Genomic DNA, 14,674 nt, shown 5'->3' on the forward strand with positions numbered 1-14,674 from the left:
GTTGCCATGCAGGCGTTTGTTCAAACTGGCCCGGAATGCCTTGCCGCGGCTTTGCGCCACCATGGCCTCGATGGCAACGGTGGGCGGCTGGTGGCCGAGCATGCGATCGGCGCCGAAGGCATAGGCTTTGACCTGATGCTGCGCATGGCGCGGGAGTCAGGGCTGCGGGCGCGCCGCATCAAGGCCAAGCCCGCCACCATCTTGCGCTTGGGGCAGGCTTACCCGGCGCTGGCTCGGCTCGGGAACGGCAATTGGGTGTCGATCCTGGGGGCCCAGCAGGATGAAACCGGCGCCGTGGTGCTGCGCATATTCGACCCCCTAGCGAATACTCCGGGCGGGATGATCGTGGTCAAGCTCGAGCAGTTCGCTAGGCGGTGGAATGGCGAGTTGCTGCTGGTCAAGCGCAGCTATGCCATTGCCGATCCTGAGCAACCCTTTGGCTTTGCGTGGTTCGTCCCTGAAATTTTGCATCAGAAACGGTTGTTCATCGATGTCGCGATCGCCGCCTTGTTTCTTTATGCGCTGGGACTGGCCACGCCGGTCTTTTTCCAGCTCGTGATCGACAAGGTGCTGGTGCACCAGAGCTATTCAACGCTGATCGTGCTCGCCATCGGGATTGGTGTGGCGCTGGTGTTTGAGGCGGTGTTCGTGTTCCTGCGCCGCTACCTGCTGATCTACGCCACCAACCGGATCGATATTCGGGTGGCCACCCGCACCTTCCGGCACCTGCTCGATCTGCCAATCAACTTCTTCGAACGCTCCTCGGCAGGCGTTCTGGTCAAGCACATGCAGCAATCCAGCCGCATTCGGGAATTTCTCACCGGCAGGCTGTTTCTGACCATGCTCGACACGCTGTCGCTGTTTGTCTTCATCCCCGTTCTGCTGATGTATAGCGTGCAACTTTCCCTGATCGTGCTCGGATTCAGTGCCCTGATCGCGCTGGTGGTGGCGCTGCTGGTGGCGCCCTTTCGCAAGCGGCTGGCAGCGCTTTACGCCGCGGAGGGTGAACGCCAGGGCCTCTTGGTGGAGACCATGCACGGCATGCGAACTCTCAAGTCCCTCGCCATGGAGCCGCTGCAGCGGCGGGTTTGGGATGACCGGTCAGCCCAGACCATCAACACCCGTTTTAAAGTCGAGACTATCTCGATCTCGGCGCAGGCCGTCACCGGGCTGCTGGAAAAGCTGATGGCGGTCGCGATCATCAGTGTTGGCGCGCTTCTGGTGTTTGATGGCGCGATGAGCGTGGGCGCGCTGATCGCTTTTAACATGCTGGCTGGCCGCGTTTCAGGACCCTTAGTGCAGATCGTCACCATGGTGCACGAGTACCAGGAGGTGGCGCTGTCGGTGCGCATGCTGGGCGAGGTGATGAACGAGAAGGTGGAGCGCAGCGGCAGCACGGAAGGACTGCGCCCCGAATTAGAGGGCGCGGTGGAATTCCAGGATGTCTCGTTCCGTTATCGTGACGACGGGCCCTTTGCGCTCAACGAAATCAGCTTTGCCGTGCCGGGCAATACGATCATGGGGGTGGTGGGGCGCAGCGGCAGTGGCAAGAGCACCGTCACCCGACTGATCCAGGGCCTCTATCCGGCTCAGCAAGGGGTGATCCGCATCGGCGGCCATGACTTGCGCGAACTGGACCTCAACCATCTCCGCCGCAGCGTCGGTGTGGTGCTGCAGGATAATTTCCTGTTCCGTGGCACGGTGCGCGACAACATCGCGGCAGCCAAGCCGGATGCGACCTTCGAGGAGGTGGTGGATGCAGCCAGACTCGCAGGCGCCGTCGAGTTCATCGAGCAGCTCTCGCGCGGTTACGACACCTTGATCGAGGAGGGGGCAGAGAATCTTTCGGGCGGCCAGCGCCAGCGGCTCTCGATCGCACGAGCCCTCGTCACCAATCCGCGTATCCTGATCCTCGACGAGGCGACCAGCGCGTTGGATCCCGAAAGCGAGGCGATCGTCAAGCAGAGCATCAAGGGCATCGCTGCGGGGCGCACCGTGATCATCGTTTCGCACCGGCTCTCCATGCTCACCGATGCCGATGCAATCCTTGTTATCGACCGCGGGCGGCTGGTGGATGTGGGACCCCATAGCCAATTGGTTTCGCGCTGCACCACCTATCGCCATTTGTGGAACCAGCAGATGAAGCTCGTCGGATGAGTGCCGTTGAAAAGGACCCCGCGCGGCTCAGGCCCACCGGCAGGCCCGAACTCAAACTCGTGGAGCCAGGAACCGCGCCGGCGATCCGGGATTTCCAAACCGACGCGATTGCGCTCGAAGAACGCCGTCCGCCGATCACGGCCCGGCTGACGCTTTACCTCGTCGCCACCGCGATTGGTGCTGGTGTTTTCTGGGCCAGCGTGTCGCGGATCGACCAGATTGTTGTCGCGCCGGGCAAGCTGACCACCAGCCAACCGACCCTGGTAGTGCAGCCCTTTGAAACCTCCATTGTCCAGTCGATTGCGGTCAAGCCTGGCGATGTGGTGCGCAAAGGGCAACTGCTCGCTACCCTTGATCCGACCTTTGCCGATGCCGATGCCAGTCAATTGCAAGCCAAGCTGGCGCGCTTCGTGGCCCAAATCGCCCGCATGGAGGCTGAGCTGTCAGGAGCGGTTTATGCGCCACCGCTCCACGCTTCTCCCGAGGCGCAGATGCAGGCGGAATTGGCCCGGCAGCGGCGGGCCGCCTTCGAAGCCAGGTTGGCCGATTTTGACGCGCAGATTGCCCATGGCGAGGCGCTGATGCAGGCGGCAAAGGCGCAGGAAGTAACGCTGCGCAGGCGCCTGGGCGGTTTGCGCGAAATCCAAGATATGCATTCTACGCTGGCGGATAGCGGGAATGGCTCGCGGCTGGCATTTCTGCAGAGCCGTGATCTCGGGCTGGAGCTCGAAGTAACGCTCACTCAGGTGCAAGGGCAATATGCCGAAGCTCTGCACGGGCTTCAGCAGGTGCAGGCCGAGCGGCAGAACTTCGTCGAGGATTACCGGCGCCAGACCTTGGAAGCGCTGGTCGAGCTAGAGGAGAAGCAGGCGGGAATCAACGAGGAAGTGCGCAAAGTGACCTTACGCGCTGCCATGTCCCATCTGCTGGCGCCAGCGGATGCCGCGGTGCTGGAGGTGGCGCAACGCTCCCAGGCTTCAGTGGTGCAAGCCGCCGAGCCGCTGGTTACCCTGGTGCCGCTCAATGTTGCGCTTGAGGTTGAAGTGGCTGTGCCCAGCAATGACATCGGGCATCTGGCCGTTGGCGATGCGGCACGGATCAAGTTCGATGCCTTCCCCTTCCAGGAACATGGGACAGTTGCGGGCACAGTGGCCTCGATCAGCGAAAACTCTTTTGCCAAGCAGCCCGGCGAGGATCCGGCGGGAGGCACGGCGTTTTATCGGGTGCGCATCGGTCTGAGCCAAGAAAAGCTGCGGCGGACGCCGGCCGATTTCCGCTTGCTCCCGGGCATGACGGTTTCAGCCGAGATCCACGCGGGGGAGCGGAGCGTGATCTCCTATTTCCTTTATCCCCTGATGCGCGGCATCGATGAAAGCCTGCATGAACCCTAAGGGTTGGGCGCGTCAGTTCAGGGGTGCAAGTCCTGCACCACCGCCCGCGACCGCCAAGCGTAAAGCAACCAGCCAAATTCATATGGCCGGCATTCGTAATCGATCTTGCCAGGCCGCAACACTGCGTCGAGGCCGGGTAGGTGCCAACCCTTTTTGAGCGCCGTGGTGCCGGCGGCGATCCGACGGGCCAGCTTAGGGGGCTCGGTTCTGGCAACCTTGCGCCAGATCACGCTGTGCTGTTCCGAGATCATCGGCTGGTCCGTTTCGGGATGATCATCCAGCCAGCCCAGGCCCTTGACGATGGCGGCGCGGTGATCCCGTCCGCCGGCATCCAGCAGATCGAGCAGGGCCATTGGGGCCATGGCATGCTGGTGCACACTATAGACTGGATAGCCCTCAACTACGCTGCCATCACGCGTATCGTAGTGCCACCACCATTGGCCGGCGCTGCCTTGCAACTCGACAATCCTAGCAGCGCAGGCATCAGCGGCCTGTAGAGCGGCTATGTTGTCGTCGGCATAGCCGAGGCGGGCCATGGCCTGGATGGGATAAACCTGATCGGCGAAAGAGCCCACATGGCCACGCACCCAGCCACCGGCCGAGACCGGGGTAACATGGGGAAACACTCCGCTGGGCGACTGGGCGTCACGCAACATGATCCAGGCCAGATCCTTGACGCGCCTCGTATCTCCCAAGTGCTGGCCAGCAATTGCGGCGGTGAGCGCCCAGGCACATGGCACCAACTCGACGCTCTCGCTTTCAGCAAGGATCTCGACAAGGATATCGAAAAGGTTCCGGGCAAAGATCCCCGCAGTTTCCGCTGCAGCCCACGCAGCCAGCGCGACGGCTCCGGGCTCGCGCGATTGGGCGGCACGGTCAATGCAGGCCTGAGCGAGTTCCCTCGCGCTATGCCCATGCAGCACACCGCGCTGCACCGTTTCGGGCATCCAGGCCAGACCTTGGGCAACATTGATCGTGTAGCGCAGATTGTCGCCCTCGGGGCGGGGTGCTGCAGCCTTTCTAGCGTCGGTGCTGCGCATCGTGTGGGGAAACCGCATGTTTGACAGCGCCATGTGCCGCAGGCCGTCAACCGCCAGGCTGCACAGCCTCGGCAAGCGTTCGCGCGCCAGGGGATAATCTTCTTCGAGCTGTAGAATGCGATCGAACTCAGGTCCTCGCACTCGCTTGGGACTAGGGTTGGAGCCGAAATCCTGCAACATGTTCATACCCCTGATTTCCATGCGCGCGCTTTGCATGGGGTCCGCCAGAATCTGAATCTTGCATGGGGGGTGGTGGTGCGCACTTCGCTCTTATGGTGCAGTTTGAAGAGGGCAGGATCATCCGAGCGGACTAGCGCCCCGCGGTGCTGAGGGAGCGTCGCCCTAGCGATTCCACATGTTCACCATGCTTGCGGCGTTGTCGTTCCAGACCAGGCGCAGCATCCGGCCGGCGCGATAAAGCCGGACCTGGGTCACGCATCTGAGCGCCAGGACACGTTCGCGCAAACTGCCGGCACGATCGGAGCGCCAGATCCGTACCACCTCCAAGGCTGGCGAGGCCGCAATCACGGCACTCTTGGCCAGCCATTTGATCCGACCCTGGGTCCCGCTGGCCGCTTTGAATTCATGGGCCACATGGCGGTCCCAGCGGCGAGCCAGCTCGCTGAAGCACTTGCAGGAGGGGGTATAGACGCGAGCATCCCCGACAAAGGCGATGCCGTGGCCCATGGCGGTGGCGCGCTGACCCCACTCGGTGTCTTCCATGGTGCCAATGCCCCCAAACAGCCCCACCTTGGGGAATATCTTGGCGCGCACGGCCATATTGCCTGTGGCGGCGAAGCCATGCCGTTCGACATATTCGCAAGCGCGGTAGCTGAAGATATTCTCGTAGGCTTCGATCGCCGTGAGATGGTCGGGATCGGTCGGCCTGATCCGGATGTCACCCCCCACAATGTCAGTTTCGGGGTGGTGCTGAAACCAGGCTACGATTGCCGCCAGCCAGTTTGGCGCGGCGACGCAGTCCGCATCGATGAAGGCCAGGATCTCACCGGCGGCTTCCGCCACACCGAGATTGCGGGCCGGGCCTGGTCCCGGGATAGGTTGGACCACCAGACGGGCTTGCGGAACGGCAGAGACCGCAGCGCGCGGCAGGTCGCGCGAGCCATTATCGACCACGATGATCTCGAACGAAATGCCCCGGCCTGCCTGCCGGGCCAAGGAATGCAGGCATGCCGGCAGATCGGGTTCGTTGAGATGTGGAATGATGATGCTGACGAGCGGTGGATTAGCCATCTTGATGCCCCCTCACCAAGCGGGGGAAGCGTTGTTGCTTCGCCTCGATTGCCCCTAGGCACTCAGTGTGGTCCGACCAGATTTGTGCAGCAATAATCCCATCGCGGGCCTGGCTAACTAAGAAGGCTGGCCTGACGCCCCGATGTGTTCAGATCACAGAAGCGCGAGCCACCGATAGGATTTGGGTCAAATGCAATACTGGGCGGGAGGATCAACGTCATGCCAATCCGGGACCTCGCAAGGGAGCTCAGTGGCCAAAGCCATAGCGCACCGTTTTGCGTGGTCGGAGCCGGCATTGCGGGATTGCTGCTGGCCACACGACTTGCCCGGCACAACAGGAAAGTCATTGTCGTTGAAAGCGGCACCGTCGCGTTTGATCCCGCTATCCACGAGCTCAACGACATTGATGACGCGGGTGGGGGGTATGGCCGTGCCATGACGGGCCGCTACCGCGGCCTTGGAGGCTCGTCGTCACGCTGGGGCGGGCGGATGATCCCCATTGCGGGGTTCGATCAGGGCGCTCGCGAACATGTCGACCAGCCCGAGTGGCCGGTGGGCCCGCACATCCTGAGACGCTACCAGCAAGAGCTGGAAGCGTTGTTTGGTGTCGGCCACGATTCTTTTGATGAGCTCGATACGAGAGCGCCGGGTTCGGCGGGCCTGCTTATCGATACTGGTGAGGATCTCATGACCCGTTGGGCGAAATGCCCCACGTTCAAGCGCTGCAACATCATCTCGATCCTGGGACGGGAGATCCGATCCAATCCCAACATTACGGTCTGGCTTAACGCGACGGTGTGTGGTTTCGATCTGGATACCGAGGCTGGGAAGCTGCGCGCTATCGCCGCCAAGAGCCTTTACGGGCACGAGCTTACCGTGCGCGCCGAGGAATTCGCCCTCGCAGCCGGCACCATCGAGTCCACACGACTGCTGCTGCTGCTTGACGCGGCCAGCGGCAATCGCGCCTTCGAGCGAACTGACGCCTTGGGGCGCTACTTCCAGGATCATTTGAAAGCGGAAGTTGCTTTGGTGGATCGTACGCGTGCCGACCTTACCAATCATCTGCTGAGTTGCCGCTTCGTTCGGGGTATCCGCCGCGACTTGCATCTTGAGCTATCCGGCAGCGCCCAGCGCGAAGACCAGGTTTCAAGCGGTTTCATCTATGTCGCCATGGATATGGGCAATAGTGGCATGGCGGCGATCAAGAGTTTCGCCAAGGGCGTGCAACGACAGGAAGTGGAACCACGCCAGATCGGCACGGCAGTTCGGGATGTCGGCCTGATCGCCAAAAGCGGGTTCTGGCGCTTCTGGCACAAGCAGCTTTATGTGCCGCCCGCGGTGGATTTGCGCCTCATGGCGCTGGTCGAGCAACTGCCCGACCCCAAGAACCGCATCTCCCTATCGGAGAAAACCGACCAGTTGGGGGTGCGCAAAGCTTTGCTGCACTGGAAGGTGCTACCGAGAGACGAGCGGACCTTCCGCTCGGCTGCCCGCAGGCTCAGGACCTATTGGTCCCGAGCGGGTCTGGATAATCTCTGCCCATTGATATGGGCTCCCGGCGTCAACAGCCCGGATGGCCAGATCATCGAAACGGTTGAAGCCTGCGCCCACCCGTCCGGCTCGACGCGCATGGGAACCAACCCAGCGACCTCGGTGGTTGGCCCCGATCTTCGCTGCCACCACGTGCCCAATGTTGCGGTCGCCAGCGCCTCGGTGTTTCCAACCGCAGGCAGCGCCAATCCGACCTTCACGATCATGCAGTTGGCGCTATGGCTTGCCGATTCCTACCTGTTGATCGGCGCTTAGATGTGGACGAGAGACGAGGCAGGTCCGGTTGGTGACTTGTCTAAGGGATGAGCAATACGGCATAAGTGGTTGCTGCGGAGGCGACCCGATCCTCACACAACTGGATCCTTTGTTGGCACGGCGCTGAGGTGCTGGAGTAGGTGGGCGTGGGTTGCAGCGTTCGCAACGATAAGCGCGCCGGTGCGCTCGAATATGTCGGCGCCGCGACCCCACCAGTCGGTGACGACACCACCGGCTTCCTCCACAAGGAGAATACCCGCCGCCGTATCGACAAAGCCGGTTTCCTCGAAATAACCGGTGAGGCGCCCGCACGCCACATAGGCGCAGGAATTGGCCGCGCTGCCGACAACGCGTACGGCGCCGATCTCGGCGCGGATGGCATCGAGCCGCTCGTAGGCCCCAGGGTAAAGCTCCAGGCCTGGGGTGGGCAGGCCAGTGCCGACGCACATAAGGCCGATGTCAGTGGAGCGGCTGACATAGAGGCGTTCGCCATTGAGCCAGGCGCCGCCGCCCTTGGTGGCCGTGAACATCTCGTCCGAAACCGGATTATAGACGAGGCCACAGACGGTCTCGTTGCCCCGCCGCAAGGCGATGGTGATGGTGTAGTGCTGGCCGAAAAGGAAGTTGGTGGTGCCATCGATGGGGTCAACCAGCCAGCGGTGCTCGCGGTCCGCGCCTTCGACCGGGGCAAATTCTTCTCCCGTCAGGCTCCAATCAGGATTGATGGCAAAAAGGCGCTTGCGGATCAGTTGCTCGGACTCTCGATCCGCATCGGAAACGAAGTCACCCGGACCCTTGATGCCGACCTCAAGGTTGCGAAAATTCTTGAAGTGCCCCAGGGTCAAGGCTCCCGCCTCGCGCGCCGTAGCAACCATTTCGTCGAGTATCTTGCTGTAATCCGTGATCATCTTGCGAGAGCCGCGAGCAGCTCCTCCGGGTCGTCGGTTGTGATCTGGTCAACCTTGAGCTCAAGGAGCTTGTCAACCTGGGCGAGGGTTTCGGGGGTGATCTGGCGAATGGTCCAGGCATCAATCCGGCGCCCCGCGGCGTGGATGGGCGCGATGATGTCAAAGCCCGCGGCTCGCGCGGACAAGACGATTTCATAGGCCAGGTAGATCATCTCGGCTTTCGGAGCGGCCGCGAACGCGTCGGCAATGAAGCTGCAGTAGTCGCCGGTAGCGCGCAGTCGTGCCAGCGACTCCCCGTAGCAGGGGTCGTAGCCGGTGCGGAGACCCGGCGCCGCTTGGGCGAGGACTTCGATCGCCGCTGAGTCGCCCCCCGAAAGGATCAATGAACCAGCTACCGGCGCAACGCTTGCAGCAAAGTTTGCGACTGTCTGCGGATCCAGTGCCGCAAGATCTTCCTTGAAGTCGAGTTGCAGCAAAGCGTCGGGATGGGGAGGATTGCGCTGCAACAGCTGGCAGAGGTCCTCCAGCAGCATCACCCGGTCAGGTAATGGTGTGCCCTGATTATCCCGCAAATGCAGACTGCGCAGCATCGCGGTACCGCTTTCGCGCACCCGTCCGGCGCCAGTTGTTTCCGCTTCGAGAGTTGGGTTGTGGAGGATGGCAAAGCCGTGGTCGGCGTGAACGACCAAGTCAACCTCCACGCTGGCGCCCAGCCGCATGGCTTCGAGAATGCGGCGGCGGGTAAACACCGGGTCGGAAACCCGGCGGCGTGCCCTATGCCATTTCAGCCAAGTGCGGTGGCCGTCCCGCTCGATATAGAGTGGATCAGTCATTTCAGCTCCGAAAGACCTGCCGATCGTCGCGATAGGCCATTATGGCCCGCGGCCGGAGATGAGCGCCTTGCCCGGTCTTGAACAGGTCGGGGTGGGACACCATCGCTTTGAGGCGAGTGCCGTCGGGCAGCGCCAGGTCCACCAGGCCGTGGGTGCCAAAATCGGTGACGCGGTGCACCTTGGCTGGAGCATCCTCCGAAGCTTCCAAGTCGAGTGCTTCAGGCCGCACGGCGAGGATTGCCGCACCGTCAGAGATAGGCAGCGGCACTGTGAGACCCGCATGGCTGAAACTGCCGTTGCGCACCTCGCCTTCCACCAGATTCATGGTGCCGATGAAACCAGCGACGAAGGGCGTCTGCGGATCACGATAAACCACATCCGGCCGGTCGATCTGTTCGGTGCGACCATCGCGCATTACTACGATGCGGTCGGCCATGGAGAGCGCCTCGTCCTGGCCGTGGGTGACGAACAGCGTCGTAATCTTGAGGCGCTGCTGGATGTCGCGCACCTCCTCGCGAAGGCGTTCGCGCAAGTGCTGGTCGAGGCTGGCAAAAGGCTCGTCCAGCAGCAGGATCTTGGGTTCAAGCACCAGCGAGCGGGCCAGCGCTACGCGTTGCTGCTGTCCGCCCGAAAGCTTGGCGACATGGCGGGTGCCGTAGCCGGAGAGGCCCACGAGATCGAGCACGGCCTCGACACGCCGCTTGATCTCATCCGGAGCCACTTTGCGCAGTTTTAGTCCGAAGGCGAGGTTCTTGAACACGTTCATATGGGTCCAAAGCGCGTGGCTCTGGAATACCATGCCGGTGGGGCGCTTTTCGGCGGGCACATGGGTGATGTCTTCGCCATCAATGGTCATGTGGCCGCTGGTGGGGCGCTCGAACCCGCCCACCATGCGCAGCAGGGTGGATTTGCCGGAGCCGGAGGGGCCGAGCAGGCACACAAGTTCGCCATCGGCCACATCAAGCGAGAAGCTGTCCACGGCGCTGACGGCGCCGCCAAAAATTTTGGATACGTCTTTGATCTCGAGAACGGACATCAGTTTTTCCTAGCCGCCGAAGCCGCGGGCGAACGAACCGGAATTAACAACCCGGCGGGCAAACAGCAGGGCAATGAAACTTGGCACCCAAAGCAGCACGGACAGCACCGCGCCGAACTGGATCACGGGCTGGTTGTTGATGAAGGAAATCATCAGCACCGGCAGCGTGCGCACCTGCGGGGCGCCGATCAGCCAGGCGCCTTCGGTTTCATAGAAAGTGCCGACAAAGCTGAGGAGGATTGCCGCTGCGATGGTGGGGCCAGCCTGGGGCAGGGTGATGGACCAGAACACCCGGAATGGCCCTGCACCGACATCGCGCGCCGCTTCTTCCATGCGCCGGTCCACGGATTGGAATGCCGCCACCGGAATCCAGATCATGAACAACAAGGTGCCCACGAGCTGGATCAGCACCACACCCCAAAAGGTGCCGATAAGATTGAGCTGCAGGAAAATGCCGGCAATGGCGACGAGGAGGCCAAATTTGGGGAAGGCGTGGCCGGCGAGAAACGAGAAGAACAGGAGGTCCCGGCCGGGAAACTCCAACCGGGCGAAGGCATAGGCGGCCGGCAGGCAGATGGCAGCCGAGATCAGCGTGACCGTCGTCGCCAGGGTCAGGCTCATCGTGATGGAGGTCCAGACATCGGCGCGGCCCAGGGTCTGCCCCCAGAAGCGGAGACCGAACTCCTGCGGGATCACCGAAGGATAGCGCCACACATTGGTGAAGGCCCAGGTTCCCACCACGAGCAGCGGGAACACGATAGCTAGCGTTAAAACAACGGCCAGGATGATGCCGGTCCAGTCGACGCGGCGATGCACAAGAGTGGCCATGCTAGGGCGTCCTGTTCTTGGCGACCGAGCGCACATAGAAAAGACCGAACACGATGCAGAACCCGAAGGTCACGACGGCCTGGGTAATGGCACTGGTTGGATCATAAAGGTCGCGGAAGGTGCGCTGCATGAAGGGGCCCATCATTTCGGGCGCCGCTGGGCCCAGGATGTAGGGCAGGGTGAAGGCCGAGAAGATGCCCAGCACGGCAAAGGAGATGGCGACCAGGATGGAATTGGTGATACGCGGCAGAATGATATGCCAAAGCAGCGCGAAGCGGCCGGCGCCGACGTCTCTTGCGGCCTCGATCGCTTGATTGGACACATTGCCGAGACCCGAAAGCAGGATCAGAACGGTCAGCGGGATATTGTCCCAGACGAGGCCGATCACGGGTCCCCATGGCGTTAGATAGGGGGAGCGGATCTTGGGCAGGCTAATCGCATTAAGCAGCAAGTCTACGGTGCCATTGGGGCCAAGAACGCGGATAAGGGCGAAGCTCAGGATGATCGAGGGCACGAACATGGGAAAGATGGCGAGGCCCTGCACATAGGCCGCTACCTTGCTGTCGGAGAAGCGCAGGTAGAGCGCGATCGGCAGGCAGATGACGAGCAGCAAAATGGCGCAGACGCCAGTGGTCCACAGTGTGACCGACAGGTTTGACAGGCTGTAGCTGTCTGAAAAGAAGAAGCGGTAGGTCTCGAGCGAGAACTGGGTCCCTTCGGGTGTCCTCAACCAGATGGTGGTGATCACGGCCGAGATGATGGGCCAGATCACGAGCCAGAGAACCAGAAGCACCGGCACGGCGACGAGCAGGAGGCCGACCGGCCTCCTGCGTTCTGGCGAAGCGGGCATAACCGGTCGGCCCGCGTCGATTGCGGTCACGAGGCGGGGTCCACGTTTGGCGCCACCGTGCGATACCAGCCATCATTGATAGCAACTTCCCAGGGGCCGCTGGGGAAAACTGGGATGGAGCTGGGGATGATGTCGGCGAAGCGCTCGCGCAGATCAGACGCCACATAGTCCCAAGATACGCCGGGAAAGCCGCCGAGTTCGGTCAGAACTGCCGACTGGATTTCTTCGCTCAGAACGAAATCAGCCAGCTTGATCGCCGCATCCTTGTTGACGCCATTGGAGAGAATGGTGATGCGCGAGAAGCCGCCGGGCAGTCCAAGATCCTGCAACTGCACCAGGCCGGTGGTTTCTGGGAGCACCCCTTGTTCGATGGCCTTGAGCACCTGATCGGACCATGCCGGGATCATGGTTACGGCAGCCTGCCCGAGCAACTGCAGCGATTGGGTATTGCCGGATGTATACGCACCCTGGTCGAACAGCGACGGGGCAATATTTTTGAGGATTTCCCATGCCCCGGGCAGCATAGCCGCGGTGTTTTCGGGCGTGGCATTATCGACCGTAAACTTGCTGAGATCCTGGCCATTGGCTTCGAGCACAGCCCGTCGCACGAAATTGAGACCCGAACCGCCCTTGTTGGGGCGATTATAGATGAACTGGCCTGGATTGGCTTTGATCCAAGCCATCAGGTCCGGCCAGGTCTTGGGCGCATTGGCGGGATCAAGCTTGGTGGTGTCGTATGCCAGCAGCACCTGCGAGCCGCGGTAGGGCAAATTGGTGGGGATGTCGATGCCAAGCGGATTAAGCTTGGAGTAGTTGGACAGCCCCGCCTGCTCGAAGTCGACCCACAGACCTTGTTCCAAGGCGCCGACCGGTTGCCGCGAGTCAAAACCTTCGAAGAAATCTGCCTGGGGGTCGGCGTTCGAGCTCATGGCAGCGAGGCCGCGCTCGGCGATGGACTGGAGGCCCGCGTTGTCCCCGCCGTCCACCAGGTTGAGCGTGGTGCCCGGATTGGCCGCTTCGAAAGCGGGCTTCACTACATTGGTCCAGAAGTCTAGAATGTTCTGATCCGAGCTCGTGTACCAGTCGATGGTGCCTTCGGCGGCGAAGGACATGCGGGGCAGGACGGCCATTCCGGCTGCTGCGCCGGCAGCTGAGATCATGAAGGTGCGGCGTTTCATTGTGCTTCTCCCATGAGGCGATCCGGGGCGGATCGCCGCCTTTTCCGTGCCGATCGCGGAGGCGGATGGCGGCTCTTGGCCAAACAACGAACCGGATCGGCGCCGACTCGTTCGCCCCATGGGCTCCTCCCGCGCATGCGCATCGACGAGGCCGACCCAATCTGGTGCTGGGTTTTGCCGGCCGGCGAGACATATGCTGGGGCCAAGACAACACCGAAATACGACTGCACACAAGTGCAGCAGCGAACATTTTTCGTCGGTGTGTCTAGCGCGGTTGCATAACGCTCTAATGACAAACACGCGCGTTGCGCACGTGTGCAAGGATGCGGCTAGGGCGCGCCCGGACGAACCGAGCGGCGCCAGATCGGCATCGGCTCGATCACCCTTCGCGTCGAGTCCGCATTGTCGGGCTGCTGCAGCAGTGCCACGACTTCATCGGCGATCACCTCGAGCGGCTGGGAGAAGGTGGTCAGGTTGTAGGATGCCCAACCGGCCTGCTCGATATCGTCGAAACCGATGACACACAGGTCTTGCGGAATGCGCAAGGCAAATTCCTCGCGCGCGGCGTCCATGAACCCCAGCGCAAAGAGGTCGGTTACGCAAAAAACGCCGTCCGGAGCCTGGGAGCGGCCAAACAGCCGCCGGGCTGCCAGCTGTCCTTCGGCATAGCTGGAAGGGCCGACCTCGGTGGCGGTTACGGCCATGCCGGCAGCTGTCGCGGCCGCAACAAATGCACGCTGCCGTTCCACCAGACTCGCCGTGCGGGTGTTGGAGGTGACAACAGCAAGGCGCAGGCAGCCCGCGCGCTGCAGCAGGTACTGCGCCTCGGCGCCCGCCATGGCGTTGTCGACGCCCAGATTGGAGCTACCAACCAGCCGCTCGTCGCGGTTGATCAGAATCACCTGCTGGCCGTTGGCAAGGCAAGTCTCGATCAGGCTCGCGGGGGGCGTGCCGGATAGCACCACCGTAGCATCGGCGCGGTAGTTGAGCGTTTGGCGCAAGGCTTGCGCCGCGCTTTCCTGATCGGTTTGGGTGTTGATGATCATGATGATCTTGCCCACCGCCTGCAGCCTGCGGGTCAGCACATCGACGAGGCGGGCGCGGATAGGGGTGGTGAGATTGGCGACGACCAAGCAGACGATATTGCTGTTTTCGCGCAGGCCGCGGGCAAGGTGGTTGACGTGGTAGCCAAGGGCGCTCGCTGCATCGAGCACCTTGCGGCGGGTGGCTTCCGATACGCTGGCGCCGTCCGTGAAGGTGCGCGACACCGCCGAACGGGAGACGCCGGCGCGCTCCGCCACCATCTGGGCTGTGACGAAGGTTCTGGGTCTGTCGCTCATGGTGTGCGCCATCCTGCTCGGGCGGCGCGATTAGCCGGGAGAACACAATCGACGTC

General features: G+C 62.2%; 12 protein-coding genes. 3 read left to right on the forward strand and 9 right to left on the reverse strand.

What is annotated here, in order from left to right; all coding sequences use genetic code 11:
- Positions 1-6 precede the first annotated feature (6 nt).
- Both AC3YOG_RS18010 and AC3YOG_RS18015 read left to right on the forward strand, forming a co-directional pair.
- The gene (locus AC3YOG_RS18010) at positions 7-2,157 is read left to right on the forward strand and encodes a peptidase domain-containing ABC transporter (protein WP_489936063.1); all 2,151 of its coding nucleotides are present in this window, start codon (positions 7-9) and stop codon (positions 2,155-2,157) included.
- A complete protein-coding gene (locus AC3YOG_RS18015) occupies positions 2,154-3,548 on the forward strand; it encodes an HlyD family type I secretion periplasmic adaptor subunit (RefSeq protein ID WP_489936064.1) in 1,395 nt (464 codons plus the stop codon). The genes AC3YOG_RS18010 and AC3YOG_RS18015 overlap by 4 nt, the downstream gene beginning before the upstream one ends.
- Before the next feature lie 17 nt (positions 3,549-3,565).
- Here AC3YOG_RS18015 and AC3YOG_RS18020 read toward each other — a convergent pair whose 3' ends face one another.
- Positions 3,566-4,774 carry a hypothetical protein gene (locus tag AC3YOG_RS18020; protein WP_489936065.1) on the reverse strand — a complete coding sequence of 403 codons (1,209 nt, stop codon included), beginning with the start codon at positions 4,772-4,774 and terminating at the stop codon, positions 3,566-3,568.
- Positions 4,775-4,930: 156 nt separating this feature from the next.
- On the reverse strand, positions 4,931-5,839 hold the full coding sequence (locus AC3YOG_RS18025) for a glycosyltransferase family 2 protein (RefSeq protein ID WP_489936066.1): 909 nt from the start codon (positions 5,837-5,839) through the stop codon (positions 4,931-4,933).
- Positions 5,840-6,058: 219 nt separating this feature from the next.
- Between AC3YOG_RS18025 and AC3YOG_RS18030 the strand changes: the two genes are divergently transcribed.
- A complete protein-coding gene (locus AC3YOG_RS18030; protein ID WP_489936067.1) occupies positions 6,059-7,645 on the forward strand; it encodes a GMC oxidoreductase in 1,587 nt (528 codons plus the stop codon).
- A gap of 92 nt (positions 7,646-7,737) precedes the next feature.
- Here the strand turns inward: AC3YOG_RS18030 and AC3YOG_RS18035 are convergent, their stop codons facing one another.
- The 7 genes from AC3YOG_RS18035 to AC3YOG_RS18065 all read right to left on the reverse strand — a co-directional run bounded on the left by AC3YOG_RS18035 (position 7,738) and on the right by AC3YOG_RS18065 (position 14,618).
- Positions 7,738-8,553 (reverse strand): inositol monophosphatase family protein, encoded by an 816-nt coding sequence (locus tag AC3YOG_RS18035; RefSeq protein ID WP_489936068.1) that lies wholly within the window; start codon positions 8,551-8,553, stop codon positions 7,738-7,740.
- Positions 8,550-9,386, reverse strand: coding sequence for a glycerophosphodiester phosphodiesterase (locus tag AC3YOG_RS18040; protein ID WP_489936069.1), 837 nt, complete (start codon positions 9,384-9,386; stop codon positions 8,550-8,552). The genes AC3YOG_RS18035 and AC3YOG_RS18040 overlap by 4 nt, the downstream gene beginning before the upstream one ends.
- 1 nt (position 9,387) lies before the next feature.
- Entirely contained in the window at positions 9,388-10,422 is a 1,035-nt protein-coding gene (locus AC3YOG_RS18045) for an ABC transporter ATP-binding protein (RefSeq protein WP_127753348.1), read from the reverse strand.
- Between the two features lie 9 nt (positions 10,423-10,431).
- A complete protein-coding gene (locus AC3YOG_RS18050) occupies positions 10,432-11,250 on the reverse strand; it encodes an ABC transporter permease (protein WP_489936070.1) in 819 nt (272 codons plus the stop codon).
- A 1-nt stretch (position 11,251) separates the two neighbouring features.
- Positions 11,252-12,100, reverse strand: coding sequence for an ABC transporter permease (locus tag AC3YOG_RS18055; protein ID WP_489936121.1), 849 nt, complete (start codon positions 12,098-12,100; stop codon positions 11,252-11,254).
- A gap of 26 nt (positions 12,101-12,126) precedes the next feature.
- The gene (locus AC3YOG_RS18060) at positions 12,127-13,278 is read right to left on the reverse strand and encodes an extracellular solute-binding protein (protein WP_489936071.1); all 1,152 of its coding nucleotides are present in this window, start codon (positions 13,276-13,278) and stop codon (positions 12,127-12,129) included.
- A 329-nt stretch (positions 13,279-13,607) separates the two neighbouring features.
- Entirely contained in the window at positions 13,608-14,618 is a 1,011-nt protein-coding gene (locus AC3YOG_RS18065) for a LacI family DNA-binding transcriptional regulator (protein ID WP_489936072.1), read from the reverse strand.
- Between the last annotated feature and the right edge of the window lie 56 nt (positions 14,619-14,674).

Source organism: Devosia sp. Z6_126, from assembly GCF_058133495.1.